Below are 19,013 nucleotides of genomic sequence, written 5' to 3'. Positions count from 1 at the left end.
ATGTATTTGAATTATTTTGTAATGTCTCTTCCTATTACAAGTCTCTGGATTTCTGAAGTTCCTTCACCGATCGTACATAATTTGGAATCTCTGTAGAATTTTTCAGCAGGGAAGTCCTTGGTATATCCGTAACCTCCGAAAATCTGAACGGCATTGTTGGAAATTCTTACGCATGCTTCAGAAGCATATAATTTTGCCATAGCGCCTTCTTTAGTCATTTTTTGCTTGGCATTCTTCAGGGTTGAAGCTCTTTGGATCAGAAGTTCAGCTGCATCAATTTCAGTGGCCATATCGGCAAGCATAAAGTTGATAGCCTGGAATTCAGCAATTGCTTTTCCGAACTGGTGTCTTTCTTTAGCATATTTTAAAGCCGCTTTATAAGCTCCTCTTGCTGTGCCTAAACTTAAAGCTGCGATAGAAATTCTTCCTCCGTCCAGGATTTTCATTGCCTGTTTAAAACCTTCGCCCACCTCTCCTAAACGGTGAGAATCCGGTACACGAACATTATCGAAAATAAGTTCAGCAGTTTCAGAAGCACGCATTCCCAGTTTGTTTTCTTTTTTTCCGGAAGTAAAACCTGGCATTCCTTTTTCCAAAACGAAAGCTGTGGAGTTGTTTTTGGCTCCTATTTCACCTGTTCTTGTCATTACCACAGCAATATCTCCGGAAATAGCATGAGTGATAAAGTTTTTAGCCCCGTTAATGACCCATTCGTCACCGTCTTTAACAGCAGTGGTAGACATGCCTCCTGAATCGGAACCTGTATTGTGCTCCGTAAGCCCCCATGCTCCGATCACTTTTCCTGAAGCAAGCTGCGGAAGCCATTTATTTCTCTGGTCTTCATTTCCGAACTCATAAATATGGTTGGTGCACAGTGAGTTGTGTGCAGCTACAGAAAGACCAATAGACGGATCTACCTGAGATATTTCGTCCAGAATAGTAACATATTCATGATAGCCTAAACCGGAACCTCCGTACTGCTCAGGAACTACAATTCCCATAAATCCCATTTCTCCCAGCTGGTGAAAAAGATCTTTTGGAAACGTCTGGCTTTCGTCCCATTCCATAATATTCGGTCTGATATTTTTTTCAGCAAATTCTCTTGCTGTTTCTGCTATCATTTTAATGTTGTCAATAGTCTCTGTGTTCATATAGATAAAATAGTTAGTTCCCAAAGATAATTAAATTGATGGAAAGCCAAAAATAATTATTCAGCTTGGGGTGGCAAATACGCAAGATTTTAATAATCAATTTTTTATATTTTAACAATTAATGATTTTTTAATAAAAATTTCAGAACTTTAAGTGTTTTAATTTACTATTTTAGCCACCCAATTTTTAAGGAATGAAAAAATTTTTACTGCCTATTATTTTAATTGCATCATTTGTTTCTGCCCAGGCTCCGGCAGGATACTATGACGGAACGACCGGACTTACAGGCTATGCACTGAAGTCGAAACTGCATGATATTATTTCTGAAAAGAATGTGAACTGGCATTACGGTGACCTTCCTAATTTTTATAATCAGACGGATTTAGATAAGTATTATGATCATGGGCCGGGTAATACGACGATATTACTTGATATTTATTCGGAAATTCCTGGCGGAGCGGATGCTTACGAATATACATCGGCCAATTTAATAAGTACTTCGGGAGCCGAAGGGCTGGGCTTCAACAGGGAACATGCTGTTCCGCAGAGCACCTTTAACAGTGATTATCCCATGTATTCTGACCTGCATTTTGTGATTCCTACGGATGCCAGAATCAACCAGCTTAGAAATAATTATCCTTACGGTGTTGGGAATTCCACGGTTCATTATACTTTCACAAATTCATCTAAAATTGCAAATAGCGCTATTCCTAATTATGTTTATACCAACAGGGTCTATGAGCCTGTTAATGAATTTAAAGGAGATATTGCGAGAATGCTGCTTTATTTCGCGGTAAGATATGAAGGTAAATTGCCATCGTTTAATTACTCCACGAATATTAATCCTGCGATAGACAGGTCTCCTCTTGACGGAACCGCAGAACGGGCTTTTGATCCGGCTTATATTTCGATGCTTCTGCAGTGGCACGTTCAGGACCCTGTATCTCAAAGGGAAATTGACCGGAATAATGCCATATATGCCATTCAGAGAAACAGGAATCCTTTTATTGATAACCCTCAATGGGTGAATGCTATCTGGGTCCAGACGCCTGATGCTGTGGCACCACAGGCTCCTTTAAACTTAAATTCTACCCAATCCGGAGCTTATTATACCAATCTAGCATGGTCGCCAAGCACAAGTTCAGATGTTATAGGGTATAATATTTATCAGAACGGGACTCTTGTAGCCACAACAAAATCTACATCCATAGTTATTGATCATCTGGTACCTTCCACCTCTTATCCGTTTACAGTGAAAGCGTATGATCAGGGTTACCTGCAGTCCCCTGACAGCAATGCAATTACGGTATCAACAACAGCTGCAGATACAAATTCAAAAGATCTTTTTATCGTTAAATACATTGAAGGAACGGGTAATAACAAAGCTTTGGAAAATTGTAAACAAGACAGGGCATGAAGTAGATTTAAACAACTACAGCATACGGGTACAATATTATAACAGCACCTCCGATTCTTATTATTTCGGAAACAGTTTTGAACTTGAAGGAAAGGTGCCCAACAACGAAACTTTCGTGGTCCTGAATCCTAAATCTGCCTTATCATGTTACACCAACAATGATGCACGATTCCTTACAGCAGGTGATGCCTTGACTTTTTCAGGAACCCAGTACGTAGAGTTAACCTATAAATCAACAACAGTAGATGCTATAGGAAGCAAGTTTGTAAGTAATTCATACGGAGATGTTTCCCTTTACAGAAAAAATACCGTTACGCAACCTAATGCAACATTTAATATTGGTGAGTGGGATTCGTACGGGGTTAATTACTGTCAGAATTTAGGAACCCTTTCTGCTTCAGATGTTATTTTAGCGGGAAATGAAATTAAAATTTACCCTAATCCGGCCTATGACAATATTTTTGTGAGTGGTAAGGCTGAAAGTGTAAAATCAGCTCAGGTTTTAGACTTTTCCGGAAAATTGATCTATTCTGAACAGAATCCTTTTAAAAACTAGAATAATATTTCGGTACAGGACCTTTCATCTGACGTATATCTTCTAAAGCTTGATGATAAAACCTATCAGTTTATCAAGAAATAAACAAACCGTCATTGCGAGCGTAGCGAAGCAATCTTTTACTTGCTTAATGTAAAGAAGTGTTTGGGATTGCTTCGCTGCGCTCGCAATGACATAAAAGAAAAAGTCGTTTTTGTCAGCATTTTCGCCTGAACAACGCATCATTGATATAAGCAGATTCACTAATAATCAATATCTATAAGTGTTTCTGCTTATATTTTTTATTTATAAGTAATTATGCTTATATTTGCACAATGATAGCGGTCATAACCGGTGATATTATAAATTCACAGCATGCAGACACAGAAGTTTGGATCACCAGACTCAAGAATCTCCTGGAAAACTGGGGAAGTTCACCGCTCGCATGGGAAATCTACAGAGGAGACGAATTTCAGTTCAAATGCAATATAGATGAAGTATTCTGGCGTTTCCTAGCCATTAAGTCCCTTATAAGAAGTCAGGAAAATTTAGATGTGAGAATTGCCATAGGCATCGGGGAGGAAAATTTTTCCTCTGAAAAAATCACCGAATCCAACGGAACAGCTTACGTGTATTCCGGAAGGCTGCTGAATGACCTGAAAAGTGACGGCCACACCGTTTCGATAAAAACCTCAAATGAAGCTGTAGACAGGGATTTGAATATCCTTCTGAAATGGTCTTCAAAGGATTTTGACAGCTGGACGGTAGCTACCGCAGAAATCATCCATGAAATGATCATGAACCGGGATATCACACAGGAAGATCTCGCCAAGAAATTTGCTATTTCACAGTCCTCTGTAAGCCAGAGACTGAAACGCGCCAACTACGACCTTATCGTAGAAACCAACCAGTATTTTAAAAAGAAAATCTCAGAACTGTAAGCATGATCTTTATTAAACTCATATTGGCACATTTACTCGGGGATTTTATTCTTCAGCCAAATTCATGGGTTGCAGATAAGGAGCGTCGTAAACTGAAAAGCCCGTATTTATACCTTCACGTGCTGATCCATATCGTTTTAAGTTTCATTTTTCTATGGAATATAGATCTGTGGTGGGTTGCATTGCTTGTCGGGGGTACTCATTTTATTATTGATGCTTCAAAACTGATCTTCCAGACTGTAAAAAATAAAAAAAGATGGTTTTTTATTGATCAGCTGCTGCATATTCTTGTGATTGCCGGAATTTCATTCTATTACAAGGAATTCAGTTTTGAATTCCTGCAGAATCAGGAAGTTTTAAAAGTAGTGATGGCTGCATTGTTCCTTACGACGCCGGCTTCAATTTTCATCAGGATACTATTGTCTTCATGGACTCCGGTTCCGGAGACCCAAAGCAGTTTACAGACCGAATCTCTTTCGAGTGCCGGAAAATATATAGGAATTTTGGAACGCCTTCTTGTTTTCACTTTTATTATGGTGAATCACTGGGAAGGAGTAGGCTTTATGGTGGCTGCCAAATCGGTTTTCAGATTCAGTGATCTGGCACAGGCCAAACAGCGGAAACTGACGGAATATGTACTGATCGGTACGCTCCTGAGTTTCGGATTGGCGGTTTTAACAGGAATTTTAATTAAGTAATTATAAAATAAATCTAACTAATACGAATTTAGAAATGGAAAAGAAAGAAATGTTGTACGAAGGTAAGGCAAAACAGGTATTTGCTACCGATAATCCTAACGAAGTGGTGGTACGTTTCAAAGACGACGCTACAGCATTTAATGCTCAGAAAAGAGGATCTGTGGATCTGAAAGGTGAAATGAACAACGCCATCACCACTCTTATTTTCGAATATTTAAATGAAAAAGGGATTAAAACTCATTTCATTAAACAATTGAACGAAAGAGAGCAACTGGTAAAAAAAGTATCCATCATTCCACTGGAAATGGTTGTAAGAAACTATTCTGCAGGAAGTATGGCTCAAAGACTAGGAGTGGAGGAAGGAATTAAATCTCCGGTTACCATCTTCGATATCTGCTACAAAAAAGACGAGTTGGGAGATCCGCTTATCAATGATCACCATGCTGTTTTCTTAGGAGCAGCCACTTATGAAGAGCTTGATGAAATGTATGAGCTTACCTCTGATATCAACGAAATCCTTATCGATCTTTTTGATAAAATGAATATCATCCTTGTTGATTTCAAAATTGAATTAGGAAAAACGGCAGACGGCGAAATTATCCTTGCCGACGAAATTTCTCCTGATACCTGCAGACTTTGGGATAAAGATACCATGAAAAAGCTTGATAAAGACAGATTCAGAAGAGACCTGGGTGAAGTTACCGAGGCTTATGTGGAAATCTATAACCGTCTTAAAGCGCTTCTTCAGAAGTAAGATTTTTAGATAAAAAATTAGATGTTAAGTTTTTTTATTTAACATAATATTTAATTTTTCATCTAATTTAAAAATCTATCAAAATAAAATCTAGATTAGAAAAAATAGAAATGAAAAGTTTAGAAATTCATAAAAGTGAATATTTAAAACAATTTGAAACTCAAACCTACGGAAGGAATCTTTTCAGAACGCAGGAAGAAGAGAGACTGGACGCTCCGAATGAGGAGTGCGGTATCTTCGGAATGTATTCTGATGATGATCTGGATACGTTTTCTCTTTCACAGTTCGGGCTTTTTGCATTACAGCACAGGGGCCAGGAAGCATGTGGTATTTCTGTTTTAAAGGACGGGAAAATCACCAATATGAAAGATGAAGGTTTGGTTTTGGATGTTTATAAAGAGATCTCTGATCCTGAAACTTTTATGGGAAATTCTGCAATCGGGCATACACGTTATACCACTGCAGGAGACAAAAAGAAGTATAATTTCCAGCCATTTTTCGCGAAAAACGAATATGACCAGATTATTCTTTCTATAGCGCATAACGGTAACCTTACCAATGCAAAAGAATTAAAAGCCGAATTGGAAGCTGAAGGCGTAGTTTTCAGAGCTACTTCCGATTCTGAGGTTATTTTAAGATTAATCCAGAAAAATCTTGATTTGGGCCTTCGTGGAGCAATCAAAGCAACAATGGAGAAAATTGAAGGAGCCTATTCGGTGGTGGGAATGACAAGAAATAAATTCTTTGCATTCAGAGATTTCAACGGAATCAGACCTTTGGTTTTAGGAGCAATCAACGAGAATTCTTACGTTGTGGCCTCCGAATCTGTTGCTCTTGATGCTGTAGGAGCTCAGTATGTTCGCGACATCCTTCCGGGAGAGATCATTTATACCAATGAAAACGAACCCGGAAAACTTAATTCCTATATGGTGAATGAAGAAAAAGGAAAGCAGAGGATCTGTTCTTTCGAATATATTTATTTTGCCAGACCGGACTCTACCTTAGAAAACATCAATGTATATGAGATCAGGGAGAAATCCGGTGAGAAAATATGGGAACAGGCACCTGTAGATGCTGATGTGGTAATTGGCGTTCCTGATTCAGGAGTTCCGGCTGCCATAGGCTTCTCTAAAGCTTCAGGAATCCCTTTCCGTCCGGTTCTGATCAAAAACAGGTATATCGGAAGAAGCTTCATTGTTCCTACACAGGAAATGAGAGAAAGAGTAGTAAATCTTAAGCTTAACCCGATTATTTCCGAGATTAAAGACAAAAGAGTAGTGATCATCGATGATTCTATCGTAAGAGGAACCACTTCCAAGCGATTGGTGAAAATTCTGAAAGATGCGGGCGTAAAAGAGATCCATTTCAGAAGCGTTTCTCCACCTATCATTGCGCCTTGCTATTTAGGTATTGATACGCCTTCAAAAGATGATCTTATTTCGGCTAACATGACCACAGAGCAGCTTAGAGATTACCTGGGTGTGGATTCATTGGAATTTTTAAGCACAGACAACCTTAAAGAGATTTTAGGGTCTTCCAACCACTGCTTCGGATGCTTTACAGAAGAATATCCTGTAGAAAAAGGAGAGGAGATAGAATTGTTCAATTAATTCTGTCAATTTGAAATAAATAGGCCCGGCTTTTTATAAAGCCGGGTCTTTTGTTTTTATGAACTTGTTATAAGATAATTTTATCCGTTAAAATTTGATTAATAAGCAATTAACCGTCCGATGTCATTTTCCATGATTCTTCTTTCAGCTTCTCACTTATCATAAATATATCAAAAGCTTAACATTCCTGTATCATACAACAGAAGAGCAAATTCTAATTTTGCACAATATAACTTCAGGATATGGAAAAAGTTTTTTTAACGGGTATTTTTCTCGTATTTGCCCAATTATATTCTTCCCAGTCTTTCGATAAACAGGCACATCGCGGAGGAAAATCCTTATACCCCGAAAATACGGTTCCGGCCATGAAAAATGCTTTAAAAATGAATGTTACAACCCTGGAAATGGATCTGGCTATCACGAAGGACAAAAAAGTAATTCTTTCTCATGATGCTTTTCTTTCCCCTGAACTGGTAACAAAGCCGGATGGAACTTATATTCCGAAAGATTCAGGTTTCTATTATAAAATCTATGACATGTCTTATGCAAAGATCCGGACATTTGACGTAGGGTTAAAAAAACTTAACAATTATCCTGACCAAAAGAAAATGAAGGCACAGAAGCCTCTTTTTTCAGAAGTAATCGATGCATGTGAAGCTTACGCCCGCGAACTGAAAAGACCCTTGCCTTTTTATAACATAGAAACAAAGACACGTCCGTTTTCAGATAATATATTTCACCCTGAACCTAAGGAATTTGTAGATATGATGATGAAAATTATTGTTGAAAAAGGAATTCAGAACCGTGTGATTATCCAGTCGTTTGATCCCAGGACTCTGGAAATTATTCATAAGGAATATCCGCGGGTCATGACTGCCTTGCTGGTAGAAAAAGTGGATGATAAAAAGCTCGCACAGCAGATGAATCATTTCGAAAACATCCCTGTAGCTAAATTCAGGGAATACCCGGACCATTTGAATGGGGTAGCCGGAGATTTAAAATTCCTGAGTTTTACTCCAACTATTTACAGTCCGGACCATAGGCTGGTTACTCCGGAACTTGTAAAAGAATGTCATGCATTGGGAATGAAAGTTATACCATGGACAGTGAATACCAAAGAGCGATTGAAAGAATTAAAGGATATAGGGATAGACGGTGTCATTAGTGATGATCCGAGAATATTTGAATAATACCTGTCCTGATCAATATAAATAGCCGGAAGAAAATCTTCCGGCTATTTTATACCATGCAGTAAATCTGCATTTCGGTTAAAAAATTGGTTGGTATTGTTAGAATTTATAATTCAGGCCTAACTGAAACGTTCTGTGGTTAAGAGGTTCAGTACCTTCAGGCTTATGATTTCTCATATCAGTAAGACTGTTGATATATCTTGCATTGATACCAATGTTATCAGTAATATCATATCCAAGACCTAAACCAAGACCTAAATTAAACTTGTTAATATCGTCCTTATTGATGTCCTCAGAATTAGTTACAGACTGAGTAGTTGTAACTCCTCCCGTCGTTGTAGAAATAGTGCTGTTTCCTGAGTTTTTCCCGTTGATGAAATAACTGAATTCAGGTCCGGCTTCTACATAAAATCTTTCTGTAGGTCTCATCTGCACCATTAAAGGAACAGAAATATAGTTCATGGTTGTTTTGTAATCGCTTTTAGTCTTAATGTTCGTATCACCAGTGGTTACATCCGTAGAGGAAATTACATTTCTTGCCCCTAACTGGTTATACAAAACCTCCGGCTGTAAGCTGAATTTCTGAGAAAGTGGAATATTAACTAAAACTCCTGCATGAAATCCGATTTTCTGGTTATTAAGGCTTAATTTCTGCTCACTGAAGTAAGAAGAGTTTCCTCCTGCTTTAATACCAAATCTGATAGGTTGTTTTTCTTTTTTAACGGGTTCCGGGTTTACTGTTTTCGTTTCTTGTGTTTGTATTTCCTGAGCGAACGTCATCATGCCAGCAGTAACTGCCAACCCTAGAAATAACTTCTTCATAATTTTATTTTTTAATTTTACTATTTTACTTCTCATCCGATTTTTCAATCAGACTTGATTTATTTTGCAAAATGCTTGCCAAACTCTGAAAACCCTTACTGTAAGGGGTTTTGTGATGGTTTTTAGGATTGCTTTAATAGTACTTTTAACTGTTTTTTATGAAAAATTATATTATGAAAATTTGATTTTTAATCATGATTTTGAAGTAAATTGATTTTATGTTGACAATTCGATATGGAATTAAATCCTGTGAAAAAATGAATAAATAAATAGAGATTTTAATGGTATTTACCTGAAATTTCAGTTGTTGTGATGCCAAATTCTTTCTTAAAAGCAAATGAAAAATGAGACAAATCTTCAAACCCCAGATCCATATAGATATCCGTTGGCCTTAGCTTTTTTTCTTCAATCAGGAATCTTGCTTCCTGCAGTCTGCGTTTTATAAGCCAGCGGTTCGGGGTTTCATTAAAAATGGTTTTGAAATCCCTTTTAAAAGCAGACAGGCTGCGCCCTGTAAGAAATGCAAACCGCTCCATACTTACATTGAATTTGTAATTTTGCTGCATAAATTTCTCCAGATCCAGACGCCCAGGAATACCAAAATCAAAAAGGACATCAGAAAGTGCCGGATGGAGTTGTAAAAGGATGAGTAATAATTCTTCTCTTTTTACATCGGAAAATGTTTTATCGATACTTCCTGAATTTTGGTAATAAGGCTCCAGAGAAAGCAGAAAACTTTCTATAAGCTGGTCTCTTTTAAGCCTTATAAAAGCGTCATCTGAATCATAATTCTGAAAAAGAATATTGTGTTTTTTCTGAAAACTCTTAAGAAAAGCTTCATCAAAAATAAAAATCACCTTCTCAAACTCATTATTATCTTTTACCTTGTTGTATCGGGCCAGCCTGTTTTTACGGATAATACAGCTTTCCCCGGGTGTAAGCTTGTAATGTTTGTTGCCGTCATACCCGTTCATTTCACCTTTTGCCAGAAACAGGAAAAAATGCTCTGCTATAAATTGTTCAGGTGAAATTAAGGGGCCTACAAAGCAGGATTTTATTTCAGTTATTTTCATGATCTGTTACTTTACATCGTTCCACCATTGTTTGAATACCTGTGAATTGTTATCTAAATCTACCAATTCTCCGATCATTGGTGTGGCAAGGTGATAAGGCTTTGATTTTGACAGTGCAGTGATCTGTTTCAGAGGTTCATTCCATGGATGCTTGGCTAAAGTAAATTTGGAGTGATGAACAGGTAATAGATTTTTAGCCTTTAATTCCACGGTTGCCAGTGCAACTTCTTCTGGCAGTTCATGTACGGACTGCCACGCTTTGTTGTATTGTCCGCACTCCATGACAGCCCAGTCGACAGGCGGATATTTTTCTGCAATTTCCTTAAAACGGCCGGTATAGCCTCCATCACCGCTGTAATAGATATTCATAGCCGAAGACTGTATATAAAAAGACAGCCATAAAGCCTGTGAACTTGTGAAATTCCTTCCTCCGTCGTGATGCGTACTTTCAGCATAAATGATAAAGCCTGGTTTTACCTGTGTTTTATCGCCCCAGTCTTTTTCCAGGATCTGTTGGGAAGTATAACCCCATTTTTCGTAATGAGCACCGGCCCCCAGACCACAGATCACATGTTTTACCTTAGGCTGCATTGCTTTGGCCGTTTCATAATCCAGATGATCATAATGGTCATGTGAAAGCAGCATATAATCGATCTCCGGCATATCGGCAGCAGTATAAATGTCAGTCCCTTTATAGGCTTTCACGCTTCCCGGCAATGGCGATGCATTTCCGCTAAATACAGGATCAACCAGGATTTTCACACCATCCAGCTGTAAAAAGAAGGAAGAATGCCCGAACCATACAATAACGTTCCTGTCAGCCGGAATCGCTTTCAGATTTGTCTTTATTGAAGGTAGTGCTTCCTGGGGTTCCGTGTGAGGATATTTTTTTGTCAAGGCTTTCCATATTTCCCCGGTGAAGCTGTAACCTTCAGAAATAATAGGTTTCTCTACGAAATTTCTAAATTTTCCGTCTTTATAATGAGGCGATTTTTTTATCATTTCCATCCTTTTACCTTCAGGCAATGCCCCGAACTGAGGTTGTTTCAGATAAAAATAAGTGGCAATAGTTAAGACAGCAATGATGCACAGCAAAGCAACCATTGTTATTTTGAATATTTTCAGAGACCGTTTCATTATTGTACCTGTAATTTAATATCTTTTACTTCCGGAATTGACCGGCTACATCCCTTTGATATCCAATTGACCATGCCCGGACCCATTTTGCGAAAGGCTAATGTTTTTTTTCTGGCAGATAATTTAGCCGGATTTTCCAGGCTTATCAAAATTACTTCTTGTCCGGTCAATTCTGTCGTGCCGGTAATTGCTGTTTTCATTGTGTTTATTTTATTAAATCCATCTTGATCAGGCTGTTTGCCGTGGCTAATACAGCTTCTTCAACGGGACGGGGCTTCCATCCCAGCATGATGATCGCTTTTTCACTGCTTGCTTTTTTCACCATACCCAAATAAGGTTCAACGGCTTTCAGTTTAGGATTAAATATAGCTAATAATTTGATAAACCAATTGGGTAATTCTTTAGAAGGTACTCTGGCCGCTTTGCCATCCAGATTTTTTCTCAGAATATCGGCAATATCCAATAATGAGTAGCCTCCTCCGGCAACGGCAATAAATCGCTGGCCGTTTGCCTGTGGCAGTGTCATAGCTTTATAATGAAGATCGGCAACATCACGTACATCAACATATCCTGAAACAATTTTAGGACAGGCCTTCATATTGCCGTTCAGCATTTGCTTGATATTTTGGATTGAATGTGAAAAATCATCTGCCAGAACAGGCCCCAGCACTCCGGTAGGGTTTACCACAGCTAGTTCCATTCCCGCTCCTTCATTTTTTATAAAATCCCAGGCTGCTTTTTCAGAAATTGTCTTTGATTTTTGATAAGGAAATACACTGTCATTAAGCACCGTCCAGTCTTCTTCCGTATAAGGAGTTGCTTTTGACGTTCCAAATCCTACCGCTCCGAAAGCTGATGTAAGAACAACTCTTTTTACACCTGCCTGTTTTGCAGCTTTTAAAACAAAAAGTACCCCGTTTTTTGCAGGAATTACAAAATCATCTTCTTTTCTGGCATCGGTATGGGGAGTCGGGGAGGCTACATGGATGACATACTGACAACCTTCAACGGCTTTTTCCCAGCTTGATTCGTTCTGAAGATCAGCTTCCGCGAATGATAAATCATCAAAGGAAGTGATACCACCTTCTTTAAGCATTTGTTTTACAAGGTCTGCTTTTTTCAGTGAGCGGAGTGTTGCTTTTACTTTGTACCCGTTATTAAGCAGGGTAATTATACAATAGGAGGCTATAAAACCGGAGCCGCCTGTTACCAAAACTGTTTCTTTATTTTCCATTATTAAAATTTTATGGTACAAATTTCTGTAATGAAAAAAGGAGTTAGTTTGTTAAAAAGTCCATTTTTGTTTGCTGTAAAGTTCAGGATTACAAACATGATAAAATAAAAATGCCAGACTCCTGAGAGCCCGGCATCTGTTGAAAATATATATATTATTATTTGAATTTGTAAGCGAAGCCAACCTGGAATACATTGTTTCTGATAGCATCTCCCGAATTGTCCTTGATGATGTCCGTAATACCCGCTGTAAATCTAGCTGTTGCAGCCAAATTCTGAGTGAAATAATATCCTGCTCCAATACCAATTCCGAAATTAAACTTGTTATACAACCCCATTGGGATCTTATTGGAATAGGTCTCACCACCCGTTGTAGTAATATTTTCGTAAGTATTTGAGTAGTTGTACTCTCCTTTGGATTTTCCGCCCAATAAAAGCCCGAATTCCGGTCCTGCTTCTACATAAAGCTGAGGAAGAATATTATACTGTACCATTATAGGAAGAGCAATGTAATTCAAAGTTAATTTGTAATTGTTTTCCTGAGTAAATGTCTGGTAGTTTGAATGAAAAACATATTTGTCTTCTGCTTTTGAACCTATCTGGTTAAAAAGAAGTTCAGGCTGTATGCTGAATTTTTCTGCAATTGGAATATTTACAAATACGCCCGCATTAAAACCTGCTTTTAATTTTGTGTTATTATCATATTCGCCGGACGATTTTGTAAGGGTAGAGCCATTAAAACCTGCTTTAACCCCAAAAGTAACAGGTGAAGAAGATTTCATTTTTTCCTGGGCATTCACCAACAGGCTTCCTGCAAATGCTACACCTAAAATTAGTTTTTTCATGATTATTAAATTTTTAAACGATCACTCATTCTATCAAAATTCCCGCCAAAGGGATAAAAGTGACAAAAATCATATTAAAGGCGAAAAAGTCAGGCTTAAATGAATAAACCTGACCTTTTCTATTGAAATCAATTTATATATGAAGAAACTTTTTGCTGTAGAACCATATAAAATCAGGTTTTTCAGCTACCACATTATAGGCAAACTCCTTGCCAAAAAACATCAAATTGAAAATAAAAATCACAAAAAAACCGGATTAATAAATAATCCGGTTTTCTTATTGAATATAAAATTTGTTTTCTGAATTTAAAAGCTTATTATTTGAATTTATAAGCTAATCCTACCTGGAATGTATTATTTCTAATAGCATCACCAGAATTGTCTTTGAAAATATCAGTTACCCCAGCTACATATCTTGCTGTAATTCCTAAGTTAGGAGTGAAGTAATATCCTGCACCAAGACCGATACCAAAGTTGAATGTTTGTAATTGATCTTTGTAATTGTCAGAAGTGGTAGAGTTTCCGTTATTTTCGTTTTTCAGTTTGTTTTTAGCACTTACCAAAAATCCGAATTCAGGACCTGCTTCTACATAAAGATTTGGAATTAAGTTATACTGGAACATTACTGGTACAGCAATGTAATCTAACTTAGTAGATGTAGAATATTTAGTTCCAAAAATAGTCTGATCTGCTTTTGATCCATACTGAGAATATAATACCTCCGGCTGAACACTGAAAGATTCAGCGATTGGAATATTCGCAAATACACCTGCGTTGAAACCGATCTTAGATTTCTGATCATCTAAACCTTCGTCTTTAGAAAGAGAAGATACGTTCATTCCACCTTTAACACCAAATGTTACCGGGTTAGAAGAAGATGATGGCGTCTGTTGAGCGAAAGCTAGTGAACTTGCAGTTACTGCTAATCCAAAAATTAACTTTTTCATAACTTTAATTTTTTAATATTTTACTATTTTCTAATTTTAAATTTTACTACTGTCAAACCTTACTATTGAGTTTGACGGAGAGTATCTTTCAAATTGCTTGCCAAAAACATAAAACATGACAAATGTCAGTAATAATTCGATTTAATTTTTAAATTAACAAGATTTTAAATATTTGTAATTCAGTAAATTACAAATTTAACTAAACGTTTGTTTAGAAAAAGTCTAAATTATCTTCTTCGTTAAAATTATACAGAAAAGGTGTTGATTTTGAATAACAATTTACACATTATTGATATTCCTGTAAAAATCCAGAGATTTCAAAATGTTTTCCTGACTGCATTGGTGATCATAGTTGCATGAGCCTATTCCGGTAAGAAGAGAGAAATTAATTTTACTGTCTGTATTTTTTTTATCGTTCAGCAGAAGGGCAGTGATGTTTTCATCTGTAAAGTCGCTGATATCAAGATAAGGGTAGTATCTCTGGATGTTTTCAATAATGCCTGTTGCATCTTCTTTCCGGATAAGACCTTCAAGATAGGCCAGATGTGCTTCACAGATCATTCCCATTGCGACGGCTTCACCATGAAGAATAGGATTTCCCTGGCTAAGGCACAAGCTTTCGATAGAATGTCCGATCGTATGTCCGAAATTTAAAGTTTTTCTTATATTTTTTTCATGGAAATCTTTTTCCACCACATCCTGTTTGATGTCCATTGAAGTTTGGATATGAGGAACTACTGCATCCACATCCAGCTTATGAATCTGAATAAGGCTTTCCCAGTGGGCTTTGTCAGCAATAAGACCATGTTTAAGCATTTCGGCAAAACCGCTTCGCAATTCTTTAAACGGAAGAGTTTCCAGGAATTTCGGGTAAATAAAGATCTGTTCAGGGAAGGCAAATGTTCCTACCATATTTTTGTAGTGCATAAGGTCTATCCCTGTTTTCCCTCCGATAGAGGCATCACACATGGATAAAAGGGTAGTAGGAATATTAATAAACTGAATTCCTCTTTTATAGGTAGAAGCCACAAATCCTCCCATATCTGTAATAACACCACCACCAAGATTGATAACAAGCGCTTTTCTGTCCGCCTGCATCTCGGTAAGAATCTCCCAAAGCTGGTTGGCGGTCTTGATATTTTTCATTTCTTCACCGGCTTCAATTTCCAGAATTTCAAACCCTAAGTCTGTTTCCATGTTTCCTAAAAGAACCGGAAGACAATATTCATGGGTGTTTTCATCAACCAAAATAAAGATCTTGCTGAAAGATTTTTCGTGAAGGAAGTTATTTAATTGAGAAAATTCATCGTTTAATATTGTTATCATTATTGGAATTTCTTTAAATTTAAAATAGAACTATTCTGCAAAGTTATGATTCTTAATTTTTAACTCGTAACTAAATTACTATCTTTGCAGAAATTTTTAGAATGAGCAGAGATAAAAATAATTCAGAAAGACCGAAAAGACCAAGAACTTCAACAAGAAACAATTCTGATGATTCTCGTGCTTCCAGATCTGGAAATTCTTCAGGATCAAAACCTTTTAAGAAACCTTTTCCAAAAGCAGGTGAAAGAAATTCCGACCATAAAGGAAGCAATTCCAGGTTTGAATCTAAACCATTCAAAAGAAGCGCAGATGCTGCCGGCAGAGATGAAGATGCTGCGAAAACTGAAAGCAGAGCATACATCACCAATTCCAGTGAAGGTCGTGAGAGAAAAAGCTTCGGAAAACCGGCTCCCAAAAAAGGCGGCAAAAATTTTGATACCAGAGACAAGTATGAAAGAGGCAGCCTGAAATATGGAAGAAGGCCATCCGCCGGGGATGACAGAAATGATGACAAGGCAAGATCTTTTGTACAGAAAAGAAGATTAAACAAGATTGACAAGGATGTTCATAAAGATACCATCCGTCTTAACAAGTATATTGCCAACTCAGGAATATGCAGCAGAAGAGAAGCTGACGAACTGATTACACAAGGGCTGGTAGAAGTAAACGGACAGGTTGTAACTGAAATGGGGTACCAGGTTCAGAAGACAGATAAAGTTGTATTCGACGGGCAGGGGATTACTCCTGAAAAGCCGGTATATGTACTTTTGAATAAGCCAAAAGGATATATCTCTACAACCAAGGATGATAAAGCCAGAAAAACCGTAATGGATCTGGTGGCCAATGCATCGCCATACCGTCTGTTTCCTGTAGGAAGGCTGGACCGTTCCACCACAGGGGTTATTCTTTTAACGAACGACGGACATATGACGAAAAAACTTACCCATCCTTCTTTTGATGCCAAAAAAATCTATCATGTAACACTGGATAAAAAACTTACCCATGAAGACATGAAACTGATTGTGGAGGGAATCCGTCTGGATGAAGGCGTAGCCGTTGTAGACCAGATTTCTTTCATCGAAGGAAAGCCGAAAAATGAAGTCGGGATTGAAATTCATATCGGATGGAACCGTGTGATCAGAAGAATTTTCCAAAGACTTGGATATGAAGTGGAAGCTCTGGACAGGGTGATGTTTGCCGGTCTTACCAAGAAGAATATCAAACGTGGACACTGGAGAATCCTTACAGAACTGGAAGTTAATAATCTTAAGATGCTTTAATAAACTCAGTTTTTAATCGCTTAAGAAAGTATAATTTAAAAGGCGCAGAAATTTATTTCTGCGCCTTTTTTGTTTAAGATTTTTATCAAACTTTTTATATTTTACCCTAAAACTGTAACTCCTTTCTGGATCAGGTCATAAATAGCATCTCTGCCATTATCGGGTTTTACATTCACTGCTTTTGTCCCGTTGAAATGGAGACAAGTGATATAACCATTGGCCACTGCATCCTGGCAGGTAAATTTCACACAGTAATCCAGAGCAAGGCCGACTACTTCAACAAGCTGGATATCATGATACTTCAGAAAATCGTCCAGCCCGGTTTTCATAAAGTGGTTATTATCCTGAAATCCGCTGTAGCTGTCGATCTCTGTATTTTTCCCTTTCTGAATAATGTGGGTTACCTTATCCCTGTTCAGGTCTTTATGGAACTCTGCCCCGAAAGTTCCCTGTACACAATGATCCGGCCACATAAACTGCGGAACCCCGTTCAGGATGATACTTTCGCCTACTTTTCTGTTGTTATTGCTGGCAAAGCTTTTATGGTCGGCCGGGTGCCAGTCCTGGGTGAGAACGATCTGATCGTATTCATTTTCTTCCATCAGAAGATTAATGTAAGGAATGACCTCGTTGGCTTCCGGAACTGCTAATGCACCGCCTTCACAGAAATCATTCTGTACATCTACGATTATTAACGCTTTTTTCATATTTAGATTTCTCGAATTTTGATAAAATTACTCAAAAAACTGTCCAAAAATAAATTATCGGCCAAATCGGCAATATTTTTTTTCTGAAAGAAATCATTAAACTGTTTACAGCATTAGGGTAAGGCTATACCAGATACAATAGCTTATCTTTGCAGTAAATAAATATTTTATGTCATTTGAATCTTTAGGATTATCACACCATATTATTCGTTCTGTCAACAAATTAGGCTATCTGAAACCTTTTCCTATTCAGGAGAAGGCTGTTCCTGTTATTCTGCAGGGAAAAGATCTGATGGGAATTGCACAGACGGGTTCCGGAAAGACAGCCTGTTTTGTGATGCCTATTCTGGAAAAACTACAAAACTCGGAAGTTAAAAAGGACCGGAATGTTCAGGTTTTAATATTGGTTCCTACCCGTGAATTAGCCATTCAGATTGATGAAGTTTTCAGAGCTTTCACAGGAAATTTAAAACGTGAAATCCGTACAATGGCGGTTTATGGCGGGGTTTCTATCAATCCGCAGATGAAAGGAATGTTTGGGGTGGAGGTTCTTATTGCAACGCCCGGCCGTTTGCTGGACTTAATTGATCATAATGCATTGAGTATTTCGGGAATTCAGCATCTGGTCATTGATGAGGCGGACAAAATGTTTCAATTAGGCTTTGGTGAAGAAATGAATAAACTTTTCACTCTGATGCCAGTTGTAAAGCAAACCACTCTTTTTTCAGCAACTTTAAATGATAAGGTTTCTGAAATGAAAGAACGGTTAGCCATCAATCCTGTAATCATTGAAATTAAAAAAGAAGAAGTTGAGATTGATAATATCGAGCAGCTGGCCTATCATGTCTCTCCAGAAAATAAAGGGCCTTTTTTACGTTACCTGATTAAAGAAAAGAAAGTTGAAAAAGCGCTTATATTTGTTTCATCTACAAGATCGGCAGATAATCTGGTAGAAAAGCTTAAAAAGAATAAAATAAAAGCAGTAGCCATTCACAGTCAGAAATCCCAGGGAGCCCGAAGGAATAATTTAGAAGAATTTAAAGTAAACGGCGCTCAGATTTTAGTGGCAACCGATTTAATTGGCCGTGGAATCCATATTGAATCTTTACCTTGTGTCATCAATTACGAACTTCCGCGTTCTCCTTTGGATTATATTCACCGTATCGGAAGAACTGGCCGTGCCAACGAAAAAGGAACGGCTATCAGTATTCTGACGGACGATGAACTGCAGCATTTCAGGGTGATCCAAAAGAAAATGGGTAAAAAAGTAACACTCCAGAGAACGGAAGGCATTAACTTGCATGGTTATTAGCCTGTAAATAAAATAATAAGAGCTTCAATTTCAGG

19 protein-coding genes are annotated in these 19,013 nt (G+C 37.7%); 9 read left to right on the top strand and 10 right to left on the bottom strand.

Annotated elements, in window-relative coordinates:
* Positions 1 to 11 precede the first annotated feature (11 nt).
* On the bottom strand, positions 12 to 1,151 hold the full coding sequence (locus BUB03_RS11665; protein WP_040995243.1) for an acyl-CoA dehydrogenase family protein: 1,140 nt from the start codon (positions 1,149 to 1,151) through the stop codon (positions 12 to 14).
* Positions 1,152 to 1,344: 193 nt separating this feature from the next.
* On the opposite strand from BUB03_RS11665, the gene BUB03_RS11660 reads away from it, so the two are divergent.
* The 7 genes from BUB03_RS11660 to BUB03_RS11635 all read left to right on the top strand — a co-directional run bounded on the left by BUB03_RS11660 (position 1,345) and on the right by BUB03_RS11635 (position 8,296).
* Positions 1,345 to 2,568, top strand: a complete 1,224-nt coding sequence (locus tag BUB03_RS11660; RefSeq protein WP_228417856.1) for an HNH endonuclease signature motif containing protein — start codon at positions 1,345 to 1,347, stop codon at positions 2,566 to 2,568.
* Positions 2,513 to 3,124: a hypothetical protein gene (locus tag BUB03_RS22090; protein ID WP_228417854.1), complete on the top strand. Its 612-nt coding sequence runs from the start codon at positions 2,513 to 2,515 to the stop codon at positions 3,122 to 3,124. The genes BUB03_RS11660 and BUB03_RS22090 overlap by 56 nt, the downstream gene beginning before the upstream one ends.
* A gap of 314 nt (positions 3,125 to 3,438) precedes the next feature.
* Positions 3,439 to 4,044 (top strand): SatD family protein, encoded by a 606-nt coding sequence (locus BUB03_RS11655; RefSeq protein WP_040995238.1) that lies wholly within the window; start codon positions 3,439 to 3,441, stop codon positions 4,042 to 4,044.
* A 2-nt stretch (positions 4,045 to 4,046) separates the two neighbouring features.
* On the top strand, positions 4,047 to 4,742 hold the full coding sequence (locus BUB03_RS11650; protein ID WP_073063264.1) for a DUF3307 domain-containing protein: 696 nt from the start codon (positions 4,047 to 4,049) through the stop codon (positions 4,740 to 4,742).
* 34 nt (positions 4,743 to 4,776) lie between these two features.
* On the top strand, positions 4,777 to 5,496 hold the full coding sequence (gene purC / locus BUB03_RS11645; RefSeq protein WP_040995234.1) for a phosphoribosylaminoimidazolesuccinocarboxamide synthase: 720 nt from the start codon (positions 4,777 to 4,779) through the stop codon (positions 5,494 to 5,496).
* A 110-nt stretch (positions 5,497 to 5,606) separates the two neighbouring features.
* Complete coding sequence (purF, locus tag BUB03_RS11640) at positions 5,607 to 7,106, top strand: amidophosphoribosyltransferase (RefSeq protein ID WP_073063261.1); 1,500 nt, start codon at positions 5,607 to 5,609, stop codon at positions 7,104 to 7,106.
* Positions 7,107 to 7,348: 242 nt separating this feature from the next.
* The gene (locus BUB03_RS11635; RefSeq protein WP_073063258.1) at positions 7,349 to 8,296 is read left to right on the top strand and encodes a glycerophosphodiester phosphodiesterase family protein; all 948 of its coding nucleotides are present in this window, start codon (positions 7,349 to 7,351) and stop codon (positions 8,294 to 8,296) included.
* Positions 8,297 to 8,395: 99 nt separating this feature from the next.
* Here the strand turns inward: BUB03_RS11635 and BUB03_RS11630 are convergent, their stop codons facing one another.
* The 8 genes from BUB03_RS11630 to aroB form a co-directional block, all read right to left on the bottom strand.
* Positions 8,396 to 9,118, bottom strand: a complete 723-nt coding sequence (locus tag BUB03_RS11630) for a porin family protein (protein ID WP_073063767.1) — start codon at positions 9,116 to 9,118, stop codon at positions 8,396 to 8,398.
* 278 nt (positions 9,119 to 9,396) lie between these two features.
* Positions 9,397 to 10,191, bottom strand: coding sequence for a helix-turn-helix domain-containing protein (locus tag BUB03_RS11625; RefSeq protein ID WP_073063255.1), 795 nt, complete (start codon positions 10,189 to 10,191; stop codon positions 9,397 to 9,399).
* 6 nt (positions 10,192 to 10,197) lie between these two features.
* A complete protein-coding gene (locus tag BUB03_RS11620) occupies positions 10,198 to 11,328 on the bottom strand; it encodes an MBL fold metallo-hydrolase (protein ID WP_228417853.1) in 1,131 nt (376 codons plus the stop codon).
* Positions 11,328 to 11,528: a hypothetical protein gene (locus tag BUB03_RS11615; RefSeq protein WP_073063253.1), complete on the bottom strand. Its 201-nt coding sequence runs from the start codon at positions 11,526 to 11,528 to the stop codon at positions 11,328 to 11,330. Before BUB03_RS11615 ends, BUB03_RS11620 begins: the two co-directional genes overlap by 1 nt.
* Before the next feature lie 5 nt (positions 11,529 to 11,533).
* Positions 11,534 to 12,562: an SDR family oxidoreductase gene (locus BUB03_RS11610; RefSeq protein WP_073063251.1), complete on the bottom strand. Its 1,029-nt coding sequence runs from the start codon at positions 12,560 to 12,562 to the stop codon at positions 11,534 to 11,536.
* A 157-nt stretch (positions 12,563 to 12,719) separates the two neighbouring features.
* On the bottom strand, positions 12,720 to 13,406 hold the full coding sequence (locus BUB03_RS11605; protein ID WP_073063248.1) for a porin family protein: 687 nt from the start codon (positions 13,404 to 13,406) through the stop codon (positions 12,720 to 12,722).
* A 317-nt stretch (positions 13,407 to 13,723) separates the two neighbouring features.
* Positions 13,724 to 14,353 carry a porin family protein gene (locus tag BUB03_RS11600; RefSeq protein ID WP_040995219.1) on the bottom strand — a complete coding sequence of 210 codons (630 nt, stop codon included), beginning with the start codon at positions 14,351 to 14,353 and terminating at the stop codon, positions 13,724 to 13,726.
* A gap of 279 nt (positions 14,354 to 14,632) precedes the next feature.
* Complete coding sequence (gene aroB / locus BUB03_RS11595) at positions 14,633 to 15,679, bottom strand: 3-dehydroquinate synthase (protein ID WP_073063243.1); 1,047 nt, start codon at positions 15,677 to 15,679, stop codon at positions 14,633 to 14,635.
* A gap of 101 nt (positions 15,680 to 15,780) precedes the next feature.
* On the opposite strand from aroB, the gene BUB03_RS11590 reads away from it, so the two are divergent.
* Positions 15,781 to 16,959, top strand: coding sequence for a pseudouridine synthase (locus tag BUB03_RS11590; protein ID WP_040995217.1), 1,179 nt, complete (start codon positions 15,781 to 15,783; stop codon positions 16,957 to 16,959).
* A gap of 101 nt (positions 16,960 to 17,060) precedes the next feature.
* Here the strand turns inward: BUB03_RS11590 and pncA are convergent, their stop codons facing one another.
* On the bottom strand, positions 17,061 to 17,666 hold the full coding sequence (pncA, locus tag BUB03_RS11585) for a bifunctional nicotinamidase/pyrazinamidase (protein ID WP_040995216.1): 606 nt from the start codon (positions 17,664 to 17,666) through the stop codon (positions 17,061 to 17,063).
* Between the two features lie 169 nt (positions 17,667 to 17,835).
* Between pncA and BUB03_RS11580 the strand changes: the two genes are divergently transcribed.
* Positions 17,836 to 18,978: a DEAD/DEAH box helicase gene (locus BUB03_RS11580; RefSeq protein ID WP_073063241.1), complete on the top strand. Its 1,143-nt coding sequence runs from the start codon at positions 17,836 to 17,838 to the stop codon at positions 18,976 to 18,978.
* The last annotated feature ends 35 nt before the right edge of the window (positions 18,979 to 19,013 follow it).

It is taken from the genome of Chryseobacterium oranimense (assembly GCF_900129755.1).
Classification (GTDB): Bacteria; Bacteroidota; Bacteroidia; order Flavobacteriales; family Weeksellaceae; genus Chryseobacterium; species Chryseobacterium oranimense.
Note: the sequence above shows the minus strand (reverse complement) of the source record. Positions and strands in the feature narration are given on the sequence as shown.

Excerpts from the sequence above, each read along its gene's own strand:
- BUB03_RS11665 (WP_040995243.1), bottom strand. The coding sequence starts at position 1,151 with ATGAACACAGAGACTATTGACAACATTAAAATGATAGCAGAAACAGCA.
- BUB03_RS11660 (WP_228417856.1), top strand. The coding sequence starts at position 1,345 with ATGAAAAAATTTTTACTGCCTATTATTTTAATTGCATCATTTGTTTCT.
- BUB03_RS11655 (WP_040995238.1), top strand. The coding sequence starts at position 3,439 with ATGATAGCGGTCATAACCGGTGATATTATAAATTCACAGCATGCAGAC.
- BUB03_RS11650 (WP_073063264.1), top strand. The coding sequence starts at position 4,047 with ATGATCTTTATTAAACTCATATTGGCACATTTACTCGGGGATTTTATT.
- purC (WP_040995234.1), top strand. The coding sequence starts at position 4,777 with ATGGAAAAGAAAGAAATGTTGTACGAAGGTAAGGCAAAACAGGTATTT.
- purF (WP_073063261.1), top strand. The coding sequence starts at position 5,607 with ATGAAAAGTTTAGAAATTCATAAAAGTGAATATTTAAAACAATTTGAA.
- BUB03_RS11635 (WP_073063258.1), top strand. The coding sequence starts at position 7,349 with ATGGAAAAAGTTTTTTTAACGGGTATTTTTCTCGTATTTGCCCAATTA.
- BUB03_RS11630 (WP_073063767.1), bottom strand. The coding sequence starts at position 9,118 with ATGAAGAAGTTATTTCTAGGGTTGGCAGTTACTGCTGGCATGATGACG.
- BUB03_RS11625 (WP_073063255.1), bottom strand. The coding sequence starts at position 10,191 with ATGAAAATAACTGAAATAAAATCCTGCTTTGTAGGCCCCTTAATTTCA.
- BUB03_RS11620 (WP_228417853.1), bottom strand. The coding sequence starts at position 11,328 with ATGAAACGGTCTCTGAAAATATTCAAAATAACAATGGTTGCTTTGCTG.
- BUB03_RS11615 (WP_073063253.1), bottom strand. The coding sequence starts at position 11,528 with ATGAAAACAGCAATTACCGGCACGACAGAATTGACCGGACAAGAAGTA.
- BUB03_RS11610 (WP_073063251.1), bottom strand. The coding sequence starts at position 12,562 with ATGGAAAATAAAGAAACAGTTTTGGTAACAGGCGGCTCCGGTTTTATA.
- BUB03_RS11605 (WP_073063248.1), bottom strand. The coding sequence starts at position 13,406 with ATGAAAAAACTAATTTTAGGTGTAGCATTTGCAGGAAGCCTGTTGGTG.
- BUB03_RS11600 (WP_040995219.1), bottom strand. The coding sequence starts at position 14,353 with ATGAAAAAGTTAATTTTTGGATTAGCAGTAACTGCAAGTTCACTAGCT.
- aroB (WP_073063243.1), bottom strand. The coding sequence starts at position 15,679 with ATGATAACAATATTAAACGATGAATTTTCTCAATTAAATAACTTCCTT.
- BUB03_RS11590 (WP_040995217.1), top strand. The coding sequence starts at position 15,781 with ATGAGCAGAGATAAAAATAATTCAGAAAGACCGAAAAGACCAAGAACT.
- pncA (WP_040995216.1), bottom strand. The coding sequence starts at position 17,666 with ATGAAAAAAGCGTTAATAATCGTAGATGTACAGAATGATTTCTGTGAA.
- BUB03_RS11580 (WP_073063241.1), top strand. The coding sequence starts at position 17,836 with ATGTCATTTGAATCTTTAGGATTATCACACCATATTATTCGTTCTGTC.